Consider the following 17,876-nt stretch of genomic DNA (forward strand, 5'->3'; position numbering starts at 1 on the left):
GCCCCGGATTTTTCTGGCAGCTGGGCTGTCTGAGAATTCGGGTTCGCGCAGAACATGAGTAGGAGGTGCCTTCGAGCGCACGGCCTCGCGCCTGATCGAAATGGAGAGTGCCGAGTACCTGGGTACCCCGCACCGCGCGTGACAACGAGGGCAGTGCCGGCCGCTGGCCGGCATCTGCACGACGCATCCGGACCCATGGGCTGCCGGCCAGCGGCCGGCACTATCGGCTGCGGTGGCTACCGGGTTGGCGCCAGCGCATCCCCCTGTGGCCGCTCATCCGGACCGGCCGACACATGCAGGCCCGAGCCATCGCCGTGCTCCACCCGCACGCTGTCGCCGCGCTCCAGCAGCCGCAGCGGCTGTCCCTGGTAGCGCACCTCCAGCGCGTCGTGGGCCGCCGCCAGCGACTGCACCAGCGGGCACAGTGCCATCGCCTTGGCCTCCAGCTGCTGGCCGCGCGCTTCCATCCGGCGGTCGACCTCGGCGTCGAGACGGTCGGCGCGGCGCTCCATGGCTCCGGCGCGACCGGTGGACACCTGCCACAACACGCTGCGGGTCATCGACCCGGCCATCGTCTCGGCCATCTGGTCGATATGCGCGTCGAAGCCATCGCCGAAGGACTCCTGTTCCCAATAGCCGCGGCCCAGGCTGGCGTCGATCCAGGTCTGCATCTCGCCGCGCATCGCACGCATCTGGCGGTTGTGGGACTTGCCGGTGATGGCCTCGAAGGCGGCGTCCAGCGCATCGAAGGTGACCCCCGAGACTTCGTGGGCCAGCGCGGTGGCGGCCGGCATCAGCTGGCGGGCGCCGGCCTCCATCTGCCGCAGGCGCGCGGCGTCGGCGGCACTGACCGTCACCATCCTGCCGTCCAGGCTCAGCTCGCCGTCGTGGAACACCACCTCATGTGGTGCCTGCGGGCCATGCCGCAGCCAGATGCCGCCGCTGTCCACCAGCACGTCGTAGTCGGTACGGATGCCGCATTGGTCCGAACGCAGGTCCAGCCCGTCGGAGGCCAGCGCCGGAGCAATGAACAGGGCTGGCAACAGGGCCAGGGCGGGCAAGCGCAGGCGCATCGGAACATCCTTCTCCGGAACCGGAGGACCAGCATCCGCCGCCAGCGCGTGGGCGTCACCGGCCGGAAGTCATCCCGTCCACCGGCTGCCCACTGGCTGCCCACCACCTATCCACAGAGTTGTCCCTCGCCTGCATGGCCCTGTCATGTGAAGCTGTCATTGTTCCGCTGGTGGGGTGCTGATTACCGCCATCACGACGCTTTTCGGGCTTGACTGCGCAGCCCGTTCCAGCAGGTCCAAAGCGTCCAAACCGGGCGCCGATGGCACGATCCTTGCGGCGCAAGGGATTGCCGAATTTCACTACATTTGGCGTTGACGGACCCAACTACCCCCACTATCTTGTGGCTGTCGGTTGTGGGGACCCCAAGCCGCCGGGTCCATGGAATGGATCGCCGGAGCCTCCGGTGATACGCCCTCCATGCCCGCAGCGGCACCGGTCAGCACTGCCAGCAGCAGCCACAGGCGCAGGTCTCACTTCCTGCGACACCGGTCTGCCACCCTGGGGTGTCACGTCCCGGGCCGCGTCATCCGATGCACCGAGCCACCATCCATCACGCCAAGAGGACACACGCCGTGACCACCGAGACCAGCGCCACCATCGAGAAGGAAAGCGAGTTCCTGTTGACGTCGCCGCCGACGTCCAACGCGATGAGTGTGACCAAGCGCAATGGCACGACCGAGCTGGTGGATCTGAACAAGATCGTCCGCGCGGTGCAGCGTTCCTCTGAAGGCCTGCACGCCGTCGATCCGATGCGCGTGGCCACCCGCACCATTTCCGGCCTGTACAACGGCGCCACCACCCAGGAGCTGGACGAACTGTCCATCCGCACCGCGGCGCTGCTGATCGGCGAAGAGCCCGAGTACGGCCGCCTGGCCGCGCGCCTGCTGGCCAACTTCATCGCCAAGGAAGTGTCCAACCAGGAAATCCACGCGTTCTCGCAGTCGGTGGGTCGTGGCCACGAAGTGGGCCTGATCAACGACCGCCTGCTGAACTTCGTGCAGACCAACGCACGCAAGCTCAACGATGCCATCGACATCTCGCTGGACCTGAACTTCGATTACTTCGGCCTGCGTACCCTGTACGACCGCTACCTGCTGCGCCATCCGCACACCCGCAAGGTGATCGAGACCCCGCAGCAGTTCTTCCTGCGCATCGCCAGCGCGCTGAGCGAGGACGTGCCGGAAACCCTGGCGCTGTACAAGCGCATGGGCAACCTGGACTACCTGCCGTCCAGCCCGACCCTGTTCAACTCCGGCACCACCCACGAGCAGCTGTCCTCGTGCTTCCTGCTGGACTCGCCGCAGGATTCGCTGGAATCGATCTACTCCAAGTACGGCGACATCGCCCAGCTGTCCAAGTTCTCCGGCGGCATCGGCGTCAGCTACACCCGCGTGCGTTCGCGTGGCTCGCTGATCAAGTCGACCAACGGCCACTCCAACGGCATCGTGCCGTGGCTGAAGACCATGGATTCGTCGGTGGCTGCGGTGAACCAGGGTGGCAAGCGCAAGGGCGCGGCCTGTGTGTACCTGGAAACCTGGCACGCCGACATCGAGGACTTCCTCGAGCTGCGTGACAACACCGGCGACGAATCGCGCCGTGCGCACAACCTGAACCTGGCCAACTGGATCCCGGACCTGTTCATGAAGCGCGTCGAGTCGGACCAGGAATGGTCGCTGTTCGATCCGCGCGTGGTGCCCGAGTTCACCGACCTGTTCGGCGAAGCCTTCGAGGCCGCCTACCTGCAGGCCGAAGCACAGGGCAAGGCCAACCGCACCATCTCCGCACGCAAGCTGTACTCGCGGATGATGCGCACCCTGGCCGAGACCGGCAACGGCTGGATGACCTTCAAGGACAAGTGCAACCGCGCCAGCAACCAGACCCTGCGCGCTGGCAACGTGATCCACCTGTCCAACCTGTGCACCGAGATCCTGGAAGTCACCTCGGCCGAAGAGACCGCGGTGTGCAACCTGGGTTCGATCAACCTGGGCAACCACTTCGACGGCAACGGCGAGTTCGATTTCGACAAGCTGGCCGACACCGTGCGCCTGGCCGTGCGCCAGCTGGACCGCGTGATCGACCTGAACTTCTACCCGATCGAATCGGCACGCCGCGGCAACCTGCGCTGGCGTCCGGTCGGCCTGGGCTGCATGGGCCTGCAGGACGTGTTCTTCCGCAAGCGCCTGCCGTTCGATGGCGCCGAAGCCCGCGCGCTGTCGAAGAAGATCGCCGAGACCATCTACTTCCACGCGCTGGAAACCTCGGTGGAACTGGCCCAGGAACGTGGCAAGCACCCGTCCTTCGCCGACACCCGTGCGGCCAGCGGCGAGCTGCAGTTCGATGCCTGGAACGTGGTGCCGGAAGATGCCGCACGCTGGGACGCCCTGCGTGAGCGCATCAAGGAACACGGCCTGCGCAACTCGCTGATGATCGCGATCGCCCCGACCGCCACCATCGCCTCCATCGCCGGCTGCTACGAGTGCGTGGAACCGCAGGTGTCCAACCTGTTCAAGCGCGAGACCCTGTCCGGTGACTTCCTGCAGGTGAACCGCTACCTGGTGAACGAGCTGAAGAAGCTGGGCCACTGGACCCCGGAAATGCGCGATGCGATCAAGCTGGCCGACGGCTCGATCCAGGCCATCACCCAGATTCCGGAAACGCTGCGCCACGTCTACCGCACCGCATGGGAACTGCCGATGCGTTCGCTGATCGACATGGCCGCCGATCGTGGTGCCTTCATCGACCAGTCCGCCTCGCTCAACCTGTTCATGGAAAGCCCGAGCATCGGCGCGATGTCGTCCATGTACATGTACGCCTGGAAGCAGGGCATCAAGACCACCTACTACCTGCGTTCGCGTCCGGCCACCAAGATCGCCAAGACCACCGTCAGCCACGTGGCCACCGCCGGCCCGGAGAAGGTGTTCAGCCCGGAAGAGGCCATCGCCTGCTCGCTGGAGAACCCGGAAGCCTGCGAGGCCTGCCAGTAAGACGCGCCGTGCCGGCGATCGCCGGCACCTCATACCTGTAGAGCCGAGCCATGCTCGGCTGCAGAGAGACACCCACGGTAGCGCCGGGCCATGCCCGGCCGCTCACCCAGGAATTCAAGGAAACACCCATGGCCGACAAGCCCAAGCAGATGCTGCTCGATCCCGGTTTTGAACTGACGCTGCGCCCGATGCGCTACCCGCAGTTCTATGACATGTACCGGAACGCGATCAAGAACACCTGGACGGTGGAAGAGATCAACTTCCAGATCGACATCAGCGACCTGCACAGCAAGATGTCGCCGGGCGAGCGTCACCTGATCCACCGTCTGGTCGCGTTCTTCGCCACCGGCGATTCGATCGTGTCCAACAACCTGGTGCTGAACCTGTACCAGCACTTGAACGCGCCCGAAGCGCGCATGTACCTGTCGCGCCAGCTGTATGAAGAAGCGCTGCACGTGCAGTTCTACCTGACCCTGCTGGACAACTACCTGCCGGATCCGGACGAGCGCGTCAAAGCCTTCGCCGCGGTGGAAAACATCGACTCGATCAAGAAGAAGGCCGATTTCTGCTTCAAGTGGATCGATTCGATCCAGGACCTGAAGCGCATCGAGACCCGCGAAGAGCGCCGTCAGTTCCTGCTCAACCAGATCTGCTTCGCTGCGTGCATCGAAGGCCTGTTCTTCTTCGCTGCCTTCGCCTACGTGTACTACTTCCGTTCGCGCGGCCTGCTCAACGGCCTGGCCTCGGGCACCAACTGGGTGTTCCGCGACGAAAGCGCGCACATGGAATTCGCCTTCGAGTGCGTGGACGTGATCCGCGAGGAAGAACCGGATCTGTTCGACGACAAGATGAAGCAGGATGTCTACGACATGCTGGCCGAAGCCATCGAGTGCGAAGTGCAGTTCGCCGAGGACGTGCTGTCCGGTGGCGTGGCAGGCATTTCCACCCGTGACATGCGCCAGTACCTGCAGCACTGCGCCGACAACCATTTCCATCGCCTGGGCATGGAGCGCAAGTACAACGTGCGCAACCCGCTGAGCTTCATGGAACTGCAGGACGTGCAGGAACTGACCAACTTCTTCGAACGCCGCGCCTCGGCCTACCAGGTGGGCGTGAAGGGCGAAGTCGCCTTCGACATGAACTTCTGATCGAACCGGTCAGGTCTGCCGCAACGAGAAACCCCGGCCAACGCCGGGGTTTTTCGTTTCCACGGTAGCGCCGGGCCATGCCCGGCGAGCGCGCAGCGCGGAAGGTTTTCAGGGTGCCGTGCGCATTCCGCCGGGCATGGCCCCCTACCGCCGCCCATCCACCGCCATGCGCACGGCCAGTCCGGCCAGCACCGTGCCCATGAACCACCGCTGCACCGCCTGCCAGGTGGGGCGGGCGGCGAGGAAGCCGGCGATGCTGCCGGCCATTATCGCGATCACCGCGTTCACGCTCACGCTGACCAGCAGCTGGGTGGAGCCCAGCACCAGCGACTGCATCAGCACGCCGCCTTCGCTGTCCGGGTGCAGGAACTGCGGCAGCAGGGACAGGTACATCACCGCGACCTTGGGGTTCAGTACGTTGGTCAGGAAGCCCATCGCAAAAAGCTTGCGCGGGCCGTCCACCGGCAGGTCGCGCACCGCGAACGGCGACCGCCCGCCCGGCTTCAATGCCTGCCAGGCCAGGTACAGCAGGTACAGCGCGCCGCCAATGCGCAGCGCGTCGTAGGCGAACGGCACGGTCATCAGCAGCGCGGTGATGCCCAACGCCGCGCACAGCATGTAGAACACGAAGCCCAGCGCGACCCCACCCAGCGAGATCAGCCCGGCCACGCGGCCCTGGCAGATCGAGCGCGAGATCACGTAGATCATGTTCGGCCCGGGTGTCAGCACCATGGCCAGCGAGACAAGGGCGAAGGCCAGCAGGTCGGACGTGGCGGGCATGGCGGGTTCACGCAGTGGGGGTGTCGAAGTGTAGCGCCGCCTGCACGCCACCTGCCTTAAAATCCGTCTTACCCAACACCCGAACCGCCCCGATGACCCCCATCCCCGAGACCGTGCCGCCGACCGAAGTGCGCATGGCCGAAATCGTCTTCCCCAACCACACCAATCATATGGGCACCCTGTTCGGTGGCCAGGCGCTGGCATGGATGGACAAGGCCGCCTTCCTGGCCGCCGCCCGCTACTCGCGCCGCACCGTGGTGACCGCGCGCAGCGACCAGGTCGATTTCAAGCTGCCGATCCGCATCGGCCAGATGGTGGAGACCATCGGCCGCATCGTCGAAGTCGGCCGCAGCTCGATGAAGGTCGAGGTGGAGCTGATCGCCGAGGACCTGCACAGCGGCGAGCGCAAGCTGTGCACCCGCGGCCACTTCGTGATGATCGCCCTGGGCGACGATGGCCACCCGGTGACCGTGCCGCAGCTGCCCGGTGCGCCGGCCGCCTGAGCCCACGCTTGCGGGGGCGCCCGCGCGCCCCCATCTGGCTGTCATGACCCCGCCGCTCACCGACTTCATCGACCGCGCCCAACGGCTGTTCGTGCTGACCGGCGCCGGCTGCAGCACCGCCTCGGGCATTCCCGATTACCGCGATGCCGATGGCCAGTGGAAGCGCACGCCGCCGGTGACCTACCAGGCCTTCATGGGCGAGGCCGCCACCCGCCAGCGTTACTGGGCGCGCAGCCTGCTGGGCTGGCCGCGCTTCGGCCAGGCCCGGCCCAACGGCACGCACCAGGCGCTGGCCGCACTGGAGGGCAGCGGCAAGCTGCAGGTACTGCTGACCCAGAACGTGGATGGCCTGCACCAGCGTGCCGGCAGCCGCAACGTGATCGACCTGCACGGTCGCCTGGACCTGGTGCGCTGCATGGGCTGCGAACGTCGCAGCGAGCGTGAGGACTTCCAGCAGCAGCTGCTGGACGCCAACCCCGGCTGGGAGTCGCTGGAGGCGGGTATCGCGCCCGACGGCGACGCCGACCTGGAAACCGACTTCTCGGCGTTCGCGGTGCCGGACTGCCCGCACTGCGGCGGCCTGCTGAAGCCGGACGTGGTGTTCTTCGGCGAGAACGTGCCACGTGAGCGCGTGGATGCGGTGCATGGGCACCTGCAGCAGGCGGATGCGGTGCTGGTGGTGGGCTCCTCGCTGATGGTCTATTCCGGCTTCCGCTTCGTGCAGGCCGCAGCCAAGGCTGGCCTGCCGGTGGCCGCGCTGAACCGTGGCCGCACCCGTGCCGACGACCTGCTGCAGTTCAAGGACGAGCGCGATTGCGCCGAGGCGCTGGCCGGCTGGGTGCGCTGACACATCGGCTGCGCCTTGCCCACGAAACAGCGATCTACCCACACGGTTGATCTATCGGCCGTACAGCGGTGCAATACGCACCCCCTTTGATGCACCCCCCACTGCCGTGAGCCAGCTGTTTTCGCCGATCTCCTTCGGCCCCCTGACCCTGTCCAACCGCATCGTCGTCGCGCCGATGTGCCAGTACTCCGCCGAAGACGGCCGCGCCAGTGACTGGCACGCCATGCATCTGGGCACCCTGGCGCAGTCCGGTGCGGGCCTGTTGATCCTGGAGGCCACTGCGGTCGAAGCGCGCGGCCGCATCAGCTGGGCCGATCTGGGCCTGTGGGATGACGGCACCGAAGCGGCCTTGGCGCAGGTGCTGGCCAGCGTGCGCCGCTGGTCGCCGATGCCATTGGGTGTGCAGCTGGCCCATGCCGGCCGCAAGGCCTCTACGGCGCGCCCGTGGGATGGCGGTGGCCAGCTGCCGGCCGATGATGTCCGCGGCTGGGCCACGGTCGCACCGTCGCCGCTGCCGTTCCATGCCACCGATCCGGCGCCGCAGGAACTGGACGAGGCCGGCATCGCCGAGATCGTTGCCGCCTTCGCCGCCAGCGCGGTGCGCGCCGAGCGGCTGGGCTTCGAGCTGATCGAGATTCACGCCGCACATGGCTACCTGTTGCACCAGTTCCTGTCGCCGCTGAGCAACCGCCGCACCGATGGCTACGGCGGCTCGCTGCCGAACCGCCTGCGGATGCTGGTGGAAGTATTCGACGCTGTGCGTGCCGCGGTGTCGGACAAGGTCGCCGTGGGCGTGCGCATCTCCGCCAGCGACTGGGTCGAGGGTGGCTGGGACATCGTGCAGAGCGAGGCGCTGGCACAGGTGCTTGACGCACGTGGCTGCAATTTCCTGCACGTTTCCAGTGGCGGCCTGCACGAGCGCCAGAAGATCAGCGTCGGCCCCGGCTACCAGGTGCCGTTCGCGGCGGCGATCAAGGCCAAGAAGGTGCGGATGCCGGTGATCGCGGTGGGCATGATCACCGAGCCGGAGCAGGCCGAATCGATCCTGCGCCACAACCAGGCCGATGCCATCGCGCTGGCCCGCGGCATCCTGTACGACCCGCGCTGGCCGTGGCACGCCGCTGCGGCACTGGGCGACAGCGTTGTGCCGGCACCGCAGTACCTGCGCTGCGAACCGCGCGATGCGCGCGGCGTGTTCAGTCCGCGCTGAGCACTACACCTGCCAGGCCGGCGGCAGGCCGGCCTGCAGGTGCTCGAACAGCGCGCGGATCTTGGCGGTGAAATCGCGGCGGTCGCTGACGCAGAAGTAGACGTCCATCGGTTCCGGTTGCCAGTCGCTGCCGCAACCGAACACCGCCTGCAGGCGCCCGTCGCGCAGGTACGGTTCGGCCACGAACGCCGCCAGCCGGGTGACACCGGCACCGGCAGCGGCCAGTTCGGCCAGCGCATCGATGTCATCGCAGACCATGCTCGGCGGCAGTGCCGCGTCCACGCGTTGCCCCTCTTTCAGCAGGCCCCAGCGCAGTGGCCGGCCGTCGGTGGGGAAGCGGTGCAGCAGGCCGCGATGGGCGGCCAGCTGCGCCGGTTCCAGTGGCGTGCCGTGTGCCTGCAGGTACGCCGGCGATGCGCAGAATACGAACGGAATGCGTGCCAAGGGCCGCGCCACCAGCCCGTCCTCCAGCTGCGCGCCGATGCGGAGGCTGGCATCCACCGCTTCCGGCCCGTGCTGCACGGCGCGATCGGTCAGGCGCAGCTCCAGCTGCAGCTGCGGGTAGCGCTGCTGCAGCGACGGCAGCAGCGGTGCCAGCACGTGCCGGCCGAACGCGCTGCTGCTGGCGATGCGCAGGGGCCCGGCCGGTTCCACGTCGCCGGTGACCATGGCCTGCGCGCGTGCCAGATCCGCTTCGATATGCCGCACCTGTGCCAGATACACCGTGCCGGCCTCGCTCAGCGCCAGCTGGCGCGTGCTGCGGTTCAGCAGACGCACGCCCAGGTGGGCTTCCAGACGGTTGATGTTCTGGCCCACGGCGGTGGCGCTGATGCCAAGGGTGCGTGCCGCAGCGGCAATGCTGCCGGTCTCTGCGGTGCGGGTGAAGCTGCGGATGAGCTGCAACAGGTTCATGACCGACCAGCTTGCCATGCGGAAGGCCAAGTATCGCTTGGGTCTGTACCAAGCAGTCGGTTGCATCGGTGACCATCGTCCACCACGCCGCAGTGCTGCCCTACACTCGGGCGATGCGCCCCGATTCCATCCTCACCCTCTCCTGCCCCGACCGCACCGGCATCGTCTATCGCGTGTCGGGCCTGTTGTTCGACCACGGCTGCAACATCCTCGACGCCCAGCAGTTCGGCGATGAGGAGAGCGGTCGCTTCTTCCTGCGCGTGCACTTCGACCGCGATGCGGGCCTGCCGCTGGACACCGTGCACACCGCGATGGCCGCACTGGCAGCGGACTTCGGCATGGACTGGCAGCTGCATGACGGGCGCCGCCGGCCACGCCTGCTGGTACTGGTCAGCAAGCAGGGCCATTGCCTGAACGACCTGCTGTTCCGTGCACACAGCGGCCAGCTGAAGGTGGATATCGCCGCGGTGGCATCCAACCATGCGGATTTCGCCGCCTTGGCGGCGTCCTACCAGGTGCCGTTCCACCACCTGCCGGTGAACGCGGACACGCGTGCGGCGCAGGAACAACAGATCATCGACCTGGTCGAACGCGAGCGCATCGATCTGGTGGTGCTGGCGCGCTACATGCAGATTCTTTCGCCCACGCTGTGCCGTGCGCTGGCGGGCAGGGCAATCAACATCCACCACAGCTTCCTGCCCAGCTTCAAGGGCGCACAGCCGTACCACCAGGCGCACGCACGCGGGGTCAAGATCATCGGCGCCACCGCGCACTACGTCACCGAGGACCTGGACGAAGGTCCGATCATCGAGCAGGACGTGGCCCGCGTGGACCACGCGATGACTCCCCGCGAACTGGTGCGGCTGGGCAGCGATACCGAATCGCAGGTGCTGGCGCGGGCGGTACGCCGCCACGTGGAGCACCGAATCCTGCTCAACGGGCACCGCACGGTGGTGTTCAGGTAGCGCTGGTGGTTCCCGGGATGGCACACGGCAATTGCCCGCGATGCGCCCGCTGTTGCTCCAATGGTCTGGGGCAGGTAGAGCGCACGCCATCAATGTGTTCCATCAGCCCTTTGGGAATGGATGACCACATCGGATCCAGCACGAAATCGACGCCTTCACGTCGGGCGAGCTTCGCGGCCGGCACGAAGTCAGCATCACCCGCCATCAGAATGATCTGGCGGACCTGACGCTTGAGAGCGAGTGACGAAATGTCGATGCCGATGCGCATATCCACGCCTTTCTGCCGCACATTCGGTTGCAGCTCGTCGGCCTGAAGATCGCCGAACGTTCGCTTTCCCTTGAGCAGGTCGTCGAAGGTTCGTGACCCGGTCGTCCACGAACTGAAGTCGGTGAGATGGCCAAGACGCAGGGCGACCTTCCGCTTCTGCTTCAGTGCCTCGTGCAGGCTGGTTCTGAACAGCGCTTCGTCGGATCGCGAATAGTCGATGCACAGACCGGAAATCGGGTTGTGCATCTTCTTGCGCAACGGCGGGCAGTCGTAGAAGAAGATGCGATAGAGGTCCCGTCGCTCGCCACTTGCATGCTTCAGATGGGCGATGGCCCATCGGTGGGCGACCTCGGCGGCGCGTTGGGCGTTGTAAGCGTTGTGGGGCTCGATGCGGCGAAAGCGCTTGATGAAGTAGCCGCCATCAATGAGAACTGCCGTCGGCATACCTTTGCCCTCTTGGCGTCATCCAATGAAAAGCCCTCGGTTCGGCCGTCCCGCGATCTGTTGGGGGGCGTACTTGGAGGGCTGGATGGCTTCGATTCTGCAGGTTGCGAATCAGGCACACAAGCGGCAGAGGCGACATGCTGCTTACAGGATCGCAATCCTCGCCTTCGCCAGGGCCTCGCGCACCATGCCGTCGTTGGCATCGGTCACCGGGCGGGTCAGCTCCCACAGAAATTTCACCCGGAAGCCGGACTTCACCGCGTCCTGCGCGCTCCACAGCACGCAGTAATCGCGTGCCAACCCGCACACGTGCACCTCGCGGATGCCACGCTCGTGCAGCCAGCCGGCCAGTCCGGTCGCTGGGCGCGTGCCGTCGGGACCGTGGTTTTCGCGGAAGGCGCTGTACGAATCCACCTGTTGGCGGGTGCCCTTGCGCAGGATCAGGTCGGCCACGGTCCAGTCCACGCCCGGGTGCAGTGCGGCGCCCGCGCTGCCCTGCACGCAGTGGTCCGGCCACAGGGTCTGCGGCTGTGCGTGCAGCAGGATCGCTTCGAACGGCAGATGCCCCGGATGCTGGCTGGCAAACGAGGCATGGTCGGCCGGGTGCCAGTCCTGGGTCGCCACCACGGTGCGGTAGCGGCGCTCGGCCAGCAGTGCCGCGATCGGCGCCACCAGCGCATCGCCCTGTTCGCAGGCGAGGGCGCCACCGGGCATGAAGTCCGGCTGCAGGTCGATCACCAGCAGGGCGACGTCAGCGGGCAGGGCGGTCATGGCAGGTCCGGCACAACGGAAGAGGGGCGACCAGCGTGGCCGCCCCTCGCGCGCACGTCAATCGCCGCTGGCGGCGTCGTTGTCCTGCCCGTAATACAGCAGGCCGATCTTGATGCGCTCGCGGCCGTTCTCACGACGGTGGCGGTTGGCATCGCGCAGCGAATACACGCAGCCACAGTATTCCTGCTGGTAGAACTGCTCGCGTTTGCTGATCTCGACCATGCGGCTGGCACCACCACCCTTGCGCCAGTTGTAGTCCCAGTACTGCAGGCCTTCGTAATGCGAGGCGGCGCGCACGCCACAGTCGTTGATCTGCGCCATGTTCTTCCAGCGCGAGATGCCCAGCGAGGAGCTGATGGTGTCGTAGCCGTGTTCGTGTGCGTACAGCGCGGTGCGCTCGAAACGCATGTCGAAGCACATCGTGCAGCGGATGCCGCGCTCGGGTTCATTCTCCATGCCACGCGCACGGCTGAACCAGTTGTCGGTGTCGTAGTCGCAGTCGATGAAGGGAATGTTGTGCTGCTCGGCGAAGCGGATGTTCTCCTGCTTGCGCAGCTCGTACTCCTTCACCGGGTGGATGTTGGGGTTGTAGAAGAAGATCGCGTAGTCGATCCCGGAGGCGGTGATCGCCTCCATCACTTCGCCCGAGCATGGCGCGCAGCACGAGTGCAGCAGCAGGCGCTGGCCGTTGTCGGGAAGGGTCAGGGTGGGGCGTTGGAGCTCGGTCATCGTCGGGTGCATCTGGGCGTGGGCAGCAGCGGGTCTGGCCGGAAACCGTGAACAGGACGCGCGCGACCACGCCACCTGCACGCAGGACGACGATGGCCCCGGCAACCTCCCCGCGGAGATTCCAGGTCGAGTCAGGGGACGGTCGAGTCCCCCGGCCGGGGCCGGTATTCGGGCTGATGGACACGGGCCGCAGCCCACCTACTACCTGCCGCTTCCCAGGCGCGAGCCCAGTGCTGTTGGCAGGATTCGTTTCCATTCACCGCTGCGGGGCAGCTCCGGAATGGGCGCGCGAGGCGCCTTCACCGGATTCCCGTTTAAATCCCTGCCACCATCCAGCCATGGCAGGGATACCTTCGGCGCGCCCACGGTGGACGCGTTGGCGGCGCCGGTCAAGGCCCAGGGGGCGGATCCCGTTGCCCGCAAAGGGCTCTGACCCCGAGCGGGATCCCCGCCATGCGTGGATGGGTCCTCAACGCTGGGCAGCGGCCCGGGCGCGGATGTCATCCAGCCGCTGGTCATGCAGCAGGCGGCCGTTCTCCCACACGGTCACCATCGCGTCCTCGAAGCCGACCGGAAGGGTGTCATCGCCATCGGCCGGCAGCGGCAGCGTGTGCAGGCTGCCGTCGTCCAAGCGGCGCAGCAGGCGCATACGGCCGCGCTTGCTGGTCTTGCCGGCATCGGTGACCGGATCCTTGTAGACGTCGATCCAGTCACCGTCCACCCGCGCTGCCGAGCACTTCAGTGCGAACTTCTGCGTATCGCGGTCCAGCCGCTGCAGCAGCGCGCCGCCCATGCCGAAGGCCACGTTGTCAGCCGAGTAGCCATCATCGGTGGTGCGCTGCAGGATCGCGCGGATCGTGTCCGGGTTGATGCCATCGCCCTGGATGACACGGACGTGGTTGAGCACCTTGTAGCCCTTGCCGTTGATCGTGTGACCGAACGCGGCATCCAGCCGCAGCAGGCTCTCGGCGACCACCTCGACCGGATCGCCCGAATCGGGGCGGATGACCAGGGTGGCGCCGGAAGCGATCACTTCTTCGCGCAGGGTGGTACCCCAGTGTTCGCTGATGGCACGGTAGATGTCATAGCTGTCCGACACCACCGCTACGATCGCACCGGGAGTGCCGAACTGGCGCAGCATGTTGCGGTACGCATCCACTTCGCGCTCGCGGCCCCAGCTGGTGATGGTGCTGTGCTCGGCGGCCGGAATCGAATAGCCCGCCATCGGCGCGTGGTAATGCGCACGTGCAAGGCACAGCGCCGACACCGTATCGGTGCCAAGGAAGTTGACCAGGTGCGCAGCACCGCCCAGTGCGGCGGATTCCAGGCTGGAGACGCCGCGTGCGCCGAAGTCGTGCAGCTTGAACGGCAGCTGCCCCTGCGGGTCATCGCTGGTCTGCTGCAGGAACGCGGCGATGGTCTGCCGCGCATGCCAGCTGATGGTCGCCACGGTGACCGGGTACCACACGCGCAGCAGCAGGGTTTCCAGGTAGGACGGCACCCAGAAGGCGGCGGGGTCGGTCGACTCGATGGTCATCAGCGCCTGCTGCGTGGGCACCACGCTGCCTTCGGGTACGGCGCGGATGCGTACCGGCAGATGGCCGCCGAGACGGTCGACGATATCGCGCCAGCCGGCTTCGTTGAACGGTTCGCCATGCGCGGCGAACAGCGCTGCGGCGTCGTCGATGTCGGCGTGGGTGACGGGCCGTGCCAGGGCATCCTTGAGGATCGCCTGCAGGCCGAAGAACACCGTGCGATCGTGCAGGCCGCCGCGTGATTCCACGTAGAAGAACGTGGCGTCGGTACCCGGCGGGTACTGCAGCCAGTGGCTGGCCTTGTAGCTGTCGGTGTTGAGGAGAAGGTTATCGAGGTAATGCATGACGGAAGCTCCTTCGCGTCGAGTGGCACCGGCGGTCTGTCCGCCGGTGGGGAAAACGGGTTCTGCAGGGTTCAGTGCGATCAGCCCCGGCCCAGGAAGTACTCCAGGATGTGCAGGTGGTCTTCAAACAGCTGCGGGCCCATGTCCAGCGCCTCGCTGACCGGAATCCAGCGCGCCTTGTCGGCGTCGTCGCCACCGCGCACCGCCGGCAGTTCGCCAGCGGGGAATTCGAAGTGGAAGGCATGGGTGATGGTGCGGCCGCGCTGGCTGCGCTCGGGGTGGTCGAACACCTGCTGGCCCTTCAGCGAGCCTTTCAGCACCGGCAGTGGAATCTTCAGCCGGGTTTCCTCGCGCAGTTCGCGCAGGCAGCTGTCGAGCAGGCTCTGTTCCTGGCCGACGAAGCCGCCGGGCAGCGCCCACAGGCCCTTGCCCGGTGCCGAACGACGGCGGACCAGCAGTACGTGGCCCGAGTGCACGACCACCGCATCGGTGGTGACGAAGGTCGGCGCGTATGGCGCATCCTTCCAGGCGGCCTTGTACTGCTCGATGAAACGGTACTCGGCCACCAGCTGCGCGTAGGCCGGTGAGCTTCTGCGGAACGCCTCGAGCATGTCGTACACCGGTGCCGGTACATTGCCGCGCAGCATCAGCAGTGCACCGTGGAAGTCCACGTCGCCGGCTTCGAACAGGTAACGACGCAGCTCGGTGGCCGACAAGGTAGCAGTGTGCTGCACGTCGACCAGCGGCCATTGCGGGAATTCCCGCAGGTAGTAGCTGGAAGCATCCTTGTCCATGCCGATCAGGCCGACCTTCGCATCGGATGCGGCGCCATCGTTGCGCAGGGCTTCGGCCACATGGCGCTGCACGCTGGCGATCCACTGGGCTTCGTTGTACAGGTGATCACGCAGTGGCTGGATCAGCAGGCGATCGGCGTTGCCATCGAGGGCAGCCTGGATCATCACGGCGCGTTCGGCCACGGTCCAGGGATTGCGCAGGCTGCGGGGGGTATCGGCAGAGCCGACCAGGAAGATCAGCTTGCGGGCCCTGCTCAGGGCAAGGCGGGCAACGGCGGCATGGCCGTTGTGGAAGGGCTCGAAACGCCCGATGAAGACGAGATAGTCGAATTCCATGAGAATCCCTCATGTCGTTGTGGCAGCGAAGGGTCTGTCCCTTGGCTTGCTGCAGATGCTACGCCTTCGGTGCCGCCGGTCAAGTATCCGCCAGTGGTGTCAGACAGCTGCCAGCACGGCATGGCGGCTGCCTGCCGGCGACGTGCCTGCACAACTGCGGCGGTGGTCTCAGGCAGTGAGAGGGCGCCACGTCATACTGCATTCCTGGCGTTGGACGGGAATCTTTCACACGTTCCCGTGCCCGACGTCCAGGCGCTATGGCAATGACAGGCAGGTCTCACCGGTCCAGGGATGGCAATACGCGCTGCGGCGCGCCGTTGGCAAGCGGGGGAAGGGTAGTGGCAGACAAGTACTGCGATCTGGTCATGAAAGGCGGCATCACCAGCGGCATCGTGTATCCCAACGCGGTGCTCGCACTGGCCCGCGAATACCGTTTCAAGAGCATCGGTGGTACCTCGGCCGGTGCGATCGCCGCTGCCGTGGCCGCCGCTGCGGCATACGGCGACCGCCGCCAGCAACTGGGCGAACACCTGCCGGGCGATGCGGGATATGGCGGCCTGTCGGCGGTGTCGGCACAGCTGTCGCGGCGTGCATTCATCTACAGCCTGTTCCAGCCGGCCGCTGGCGCGCGCGCTGCGTATCGGCTGCTGGTGGTGCTGACCGGCAACGCCGGCTGGCCGCGCAAGCTGCTGTGCCTGGCTATCGCGGTGTTCCAGATCGCGCCGCTGGAAGTGCTGGTGTCGCTGGCACTGCTGCTCGGCCTGGGCTGGTGGGGCGGTGGCTGGAGCGGCGTGGCGGCAACCCTGCTGCCGTCGCTGTTGTGTGCCTATGGTGCAGGTGTAGCCGGGGCGGCGCTGCGCGTGGCACGGGTGGCGCGACGCAACCTGCTGGGGCTGTGCAGTGGACTGAGCCGGGACGCAGGCACGCCGGCGCTGACCGAGTGGCTGCATGAAAGCCTGCAGCAGTTGTCAGGCAAACCGATGGATGCACCGCTGACCTTCGCCGATCTGCACGACGCGCCGCGTTATGCGGGCGAGCCGGACAGCCCGCATGCGATCACGCTGCAGATGATCACCACCTGCGTGTCGCACAATGAACCGCGTACCTTGCCGCTGGGCGGCGCGCAGTTCTGGTTCCTGCGCGAGGAATTCGAGCAGCTGTTCCCGGCCAGCGTGGTGCAGTGGATGGTCGACCGCGCCGGCCCACCGCGTGAAGTTGAAGGCCGCAACTACTACCATCTGCCGCAGGGCGCGTCGCTGCCGGTACTGGTGGCCACGCGCATGAGCCTCAGCTTCCCGCTGCTGATCAGCGCGGTGCCGCTGCATGAGCCCTCGCGTCGCGAGCGTCGCTGCGAGCCGACATCGACGGCTGGAGGCGAGGCCGGGCACAACGTGGCCGACAGCATGGAAGGCCTGACCAGTGCAGGCCAGGCCTGCGGTCCGGTGATCACCGCGTTCCGGGTGTGCTGGTTCTCCGATGGCGGCATCAGCAGCAACTTCCCGATCCACCTGTTCGATGCGGCGCTGCCGCGCTGGCCGACCTTCGCCATCAACCTGGTTTACCCGCAACGCCCCGAGCCGGTGGTGCGCGAGAGCGACAGCCGCCAGGCGCTGGAACGCTCGGTGTTCCTGCCCACGGAGAACCGCCATGGATGGCAGCGGCATTACCAGTCCATTGCCACGCCGTTGGCGGCCGGCGAACTGGGCCGTTTCCTGTTTGCGGTGGTGGCCACCATGCAGAACTGGCGCGACCTGCTGCAGGCGCGTGCGCCCGGTTATCGCGATCGCATCGTGCATGTGAGCCTGCAGGGCGACGAGGGCGGCATGAACCTGGACATGCCGCAGGAGGTGCTGACCCGCATCGCCGACAAGGGCAGCCTGGCCGGCGCACGCTTCTGTTCGTTCTCGTTCGAGAACCATTACTGGATCCGTTGGCGCAACCTGGCCTCGGCCTACCAGCGCTACACGCTGGAGATTTCGCGCACCGACGATCCGGCGCAGCAGGTGCTGGCCTATCGCGCGGCCTATGCGATGGTGGCCACCGGCACGCCGCCACCGCCGTCCTACAAGCTGGGCTCGGAAGACAAGCGGCTGGCATCGCAGCAGCTGTGGGGGTTGATGGTGGAGCAGGGCCGCAGTTGGGATGATCTTGGCCCCGACCTCACCGACGGCTCGCCACGGCCGTTGCCGCAGATGAAGGTGACGCCGATCTATTGATCGCTGTCCGGTAGCG

The 17,876-nt window shown here is 66.6% G+C and carries 15 protein-coding genes and 1 riboswitch; of the genes, 7 read left to right on the forward strand and 8 right to left on the reverse strand.

The genetic code is table 11. The features are described from left to right. Positions 1–236 precede the first annotated feature (236 nt). The gene (locus ACFX4F_RS06885) at positions 237–1,073 is read right to left on the reverse strand and encodes a DUF2884 family protein (protein ID WP_380653510.1); all 837 of its coding nucleotides are present in this window, start codon (positions 1,071–1,073) and stop codon (positions 237–239) included. Between the two features lie 573 nt (positions 1,074–1,646). Here ACFX4F_RS06885 and ACFX4F_RS06890 point away from each other — a divergent pair. Together ACFX4F_RS06890 and ACFX4F_RS06895 are read left to right on the forward strand one after the other, a co-directional pair. Beyond that, complete coding sequence (locus ACFX4F_RS06890; protein WP_100461879.1) at positions 1,647–4,058, forward strand: ribonucleoside-diphosphate reductase subunit alpha; 2,412 nt, start codon at positions 1,647–1,649, stop codon at positions 4,056–4,058. A 128-nt stretch (positions 4,059–4,186) separates the two neighbouring features. Further along, positions 4,187–5,206 carry a ribonucleotide-diphosphate reductase subunit beta gene (locus tag ACFX4F_RS06895; protein WP_025875781.1) on the forward strand — a complete coding sequence of 340 codons (1,020 nt, stop codon included), beginning with the start codon at positions 4,187–4,189 and terminating at the stop codon, positions 5,204–5,206. 144 nt (positions 5,207–5,350) lie between these two features. Here ACFX4F_RS06895 and ACFX4F_RS06900 read toward each other — a convergent pair whose 3' ends face one another. After that, a complete protein-coding gene (locus tag ACFX4F_RS06900; RefSeq protein ID WP_165376000.1) occupies positions 5,351–5,986 on the reverse strand; it encodes a LysE family translocator in 636 nt (211 codons plus the stop codon). 92 nt (positions 5,987–6,078) lie between these two features. On the opposite strand from ACFX4F_RS06900, the gene ACFX4F_RS06905 reads away from it, so the two are divergent. The 3 genes from ACFX4F_RS06905 to ACFX4F_RS06915 all read left to right on the forward strand — a co-directional run bounded on the left by ACFX4F_RS06905 (position 6,079) and on the right by ACFX4F_RS06915 (position 8,546). Continuing rightward, entirely contained in the window at positions 6,079–6,489 is a 411-nt protein-coding gene (locus ACFX4F_RS06905) for an acyl-CoA thioesterase (protein WP_025875773.1), read from the forward strand. Between the two features lie 43 nt (positions 6,490–6,532). After that, positions 6,533–7,336, forward strand: coding sequence for an NAD-dependent protein deacetylase (locus tag ACFX4F_RS06910; RefSeq protein ID WP_380653515.1), 804 nt, complete (start codon positions 6,533–6,535; stop codon positions 7,334–7,336). 106 nt (positions 7,337–7,442) lie between these two features. Further along, positions 7,443–8,546 carry an NADH:flavin oxidoreductase/NADH oxidase gene (locus tag ACFX4F_RS06915; protein WP_380653518.1) on the forward strand — a complete coding sequence of 368 codons (1,104 nt, stop codon included), beginning with the start codon at positions 7,443–7,445 and terminating at the stop codon, positions 8,544–8,546. Positions 8,547–8,549: 3 nt separating this feature from the next. Here the strand turns inward: ACFX4F_RS06915 and ACFX4F_RS06920 are convergent, their stop codons facing one another. Further along, positions 8,550–9,458 (reverse strand): LysR family transcriptional regulator, encoded by a 909-nt coding sequence (locus tag ACFX4F_RS06920; RefSeq protein ID WP_380653521.1) that lies wholly within the window; start codon positions 9,456–9,458, stop codon positions 8,550–8,552. A 113-nt stretch (positions 9,459–9,571) separates the two neighbouring features. On the opposite strand from ACFX4F_RS06920, the gene purU reads away from it, so the two are divergent. Next, entirely contained in the window at positions 9,572–10,423 is an 852-nt protein-coding gene (purU, locus tag ACFX4F_RS06925; RefSeq protein ID WP_099819594.1) for a formyltetrahydrofolate deformylase, read from the forward strand. On the opposite strand, the gene ACFX4F_RS06930 is transcribed toward purU, so the two are convergent. The 5 genes from ACFX4F_RS06930 to ACFX4F_RS06950 all read right to left on the reverse strand — a co-directional run bounded on the left by ACFX4F_RS06930 (position 10,416) and on the right by ACFX4F_RS06950 (position 15,644). Further along, a complete protein-coding gene (locus ACFX4F_RS06930) occupies positions 10,416–11,135 on the reverse strand; it encodes an NYN domain-containing protein (RefSeq protein WP_346559925.1) in 720 nt (239 codons plus the stop codon). The genes purU and ACFX4F_RS06930 overlap by 8 nt on opposite strands. 144 nt (positions 11,136–11,279) lie before the next feature. After that, positions 11,280–11,906, reverse strand: coding sequence for a bifunctional nicotinamidase/pyrazinamidase (gene pncA / locus ACFX4F_RS06935; RefSeq protein ID WP_380653525.1), 627 nt, complete (start codon positions 11,904–11,906; stop codon positions 11,280–11,282). Positions 11,907–11,963: 57 nt separating this feature from the next. Beyond that, positions 11,964–12,635: an epoxyqueuosine reductase QueH gene (locus ACFX4F_RS06940; RefSeq protein ID WP_205405725.1), complete on the reverse strand. Its 672-nt coding sequence runs from the start codon at positions 12,633–12,635 to the stop codon at positions 11,964–11,966. A gap of 141 nt (positions 12,636–12,776) precedes the next feature. Further along, positions 12,777–12,991: riboswitch (cobalamin riboswitch) on the reverse strand. 113 nt (positions 12,992–13,104) lie between these two features. Beyond that, positions 13,105–14,514: a nicotinate phosphoribosyltransferase gene (locus tag ACFX4F_RS06945; protein WP_380653529.1), complete on the reverse strand. Its 1,410-nt coding sequence runs from the start codon at positions 14,512–14,514 to the stop codon at positions 13,105–13,107. Positions 14,515–14,594: 80 nt separating this feature from the next. Further along, positions 14,595–15,644: a bifunctional nicotinamide-nucleotide adenylyltransferase/Nudix hydroxylase gene (locus ACFX4F_RS06950; RefSeq protein ID WP_218946528.1), complete on the reverse strand. Its 1,050-nt coding sequence runs from the start codon at positions 15,642–15,644 to the stop codon at positions 14,595–14,597. A 338-nt stretch (positions 15,645–15,982) separates the two neighbouring features. Between ACFX4F_RS06950 and ACFX4F_RS06955 the strand changes: the two genes are divergently transcribed. Next, positions 15,983–17,860, forward strand: coding sequence for a patatin-like phospholipase family protein (locus ACFX4F_RS06955; RefSeq protein ID WP_380653532.1), 1,878 nt, complete (start codon positions 15,983–15,985; stop codon positions 17,858–17,860). Positions 17,861–17,876 lie beyond the last annotated feature (16 nt).

This window comes from Stenotrophomonas sp. YIM B13575, assembly GCF_042787595.1.
GTDB lineage: Bacteria > Pseudomonadota > Gammaproteobacteria > Xanthomonadales > Xanthomonadaceae > Stenotrophomonas > Stenotrophomonas lactitubi_B.

Bases quoted from the DNA above. Each gene is read 5' to 3' on its own strand.
- ACFX4F_RS06895 (WP_025875781.1), top strand. From the start codon at position 4,187: ATGGCCGACAAGCCCAAGCAGATGCTGCTCGATCCCGGTTTTGAACTG.
- ACFX4F_RS06910 (WP_380653515.1), top strand. From the start codon at position 6,533: ATGACCCCGCCGCTCACCGACTTCATCGACCGCGCCCAACGGCTGTTC.
- ACFX4F_RS06885 (WP_380653510.1), bottom strand. From the start codon at position 1,073: ATGCGCCTGCGCTTGCCCGCCCTGGCCCTGTTGCCAGCCCTGTTCATT.
- ACFX4F_RS06945 (WP_380653529.1), bottom strand. From the start codon at position 14,514: ATGCATTACCTCGATAACCTTCTCCTCAACACCGACAGCTACAAGGCC.
- ACFX4F_RS06920 (WP_380653521.1), bottom strand. From the start codon at position 9,458: ATGAACCTGTTGCAGCTCATCCGCAGCTTCACCCGCACCGCAGAGACC.
- ACFX4F_RS06905 (WP_025875773.1), top strand. From the start codon at position 6,079: ATGACCCCCATCCCCGAGACCGTGCCGCCGACCGAAGTGCGCATGGCC.
- ACFX4F_RS06900 (WP_165376000.1), bottom strand. From the start codon at position 5,986: ATGCCCGCCACGTCCGACCTGCTGGCCTTCGCCCTTGTCTCGCTGGCC.
- ACFX4F_RS06950 (WP_218946528.1), bottom strand. From the start codon at position 15,644: ATGGAATTCGACTATCTCGTCTTCATCGGGCGTTTCGAGCCCTTCCAC.
- ACFX4F_RS06930 (WP_346559925.1), bottom strand. From the start codon at position 11,135: ATGCCGACGGCAGTTCTCATTGATGGCGGCTACTTCATCAAGCGCTTT.
- purU (WP_099819594.1), top strand. From the start codon at position 9,572: ATGCGCCCCGATTCCATCCTCACCCTCTCCTGCCCCGACCGCACCGGC.
- ACFX4F_RS06940 (WP_205405725.1), bottom strand. From the start codon at position 12,635: ATGACCGAGCTCCAACGCCCCACCCTGACCCTTCCCGACAACGGCCAG.
- pncA (WP_380653525.1), bottom strand. From the start codon at position 11,906: ATGACCGCCCTGCCCGCTGACGTCGCCCTGCTGGTGATCGACCTGCAG.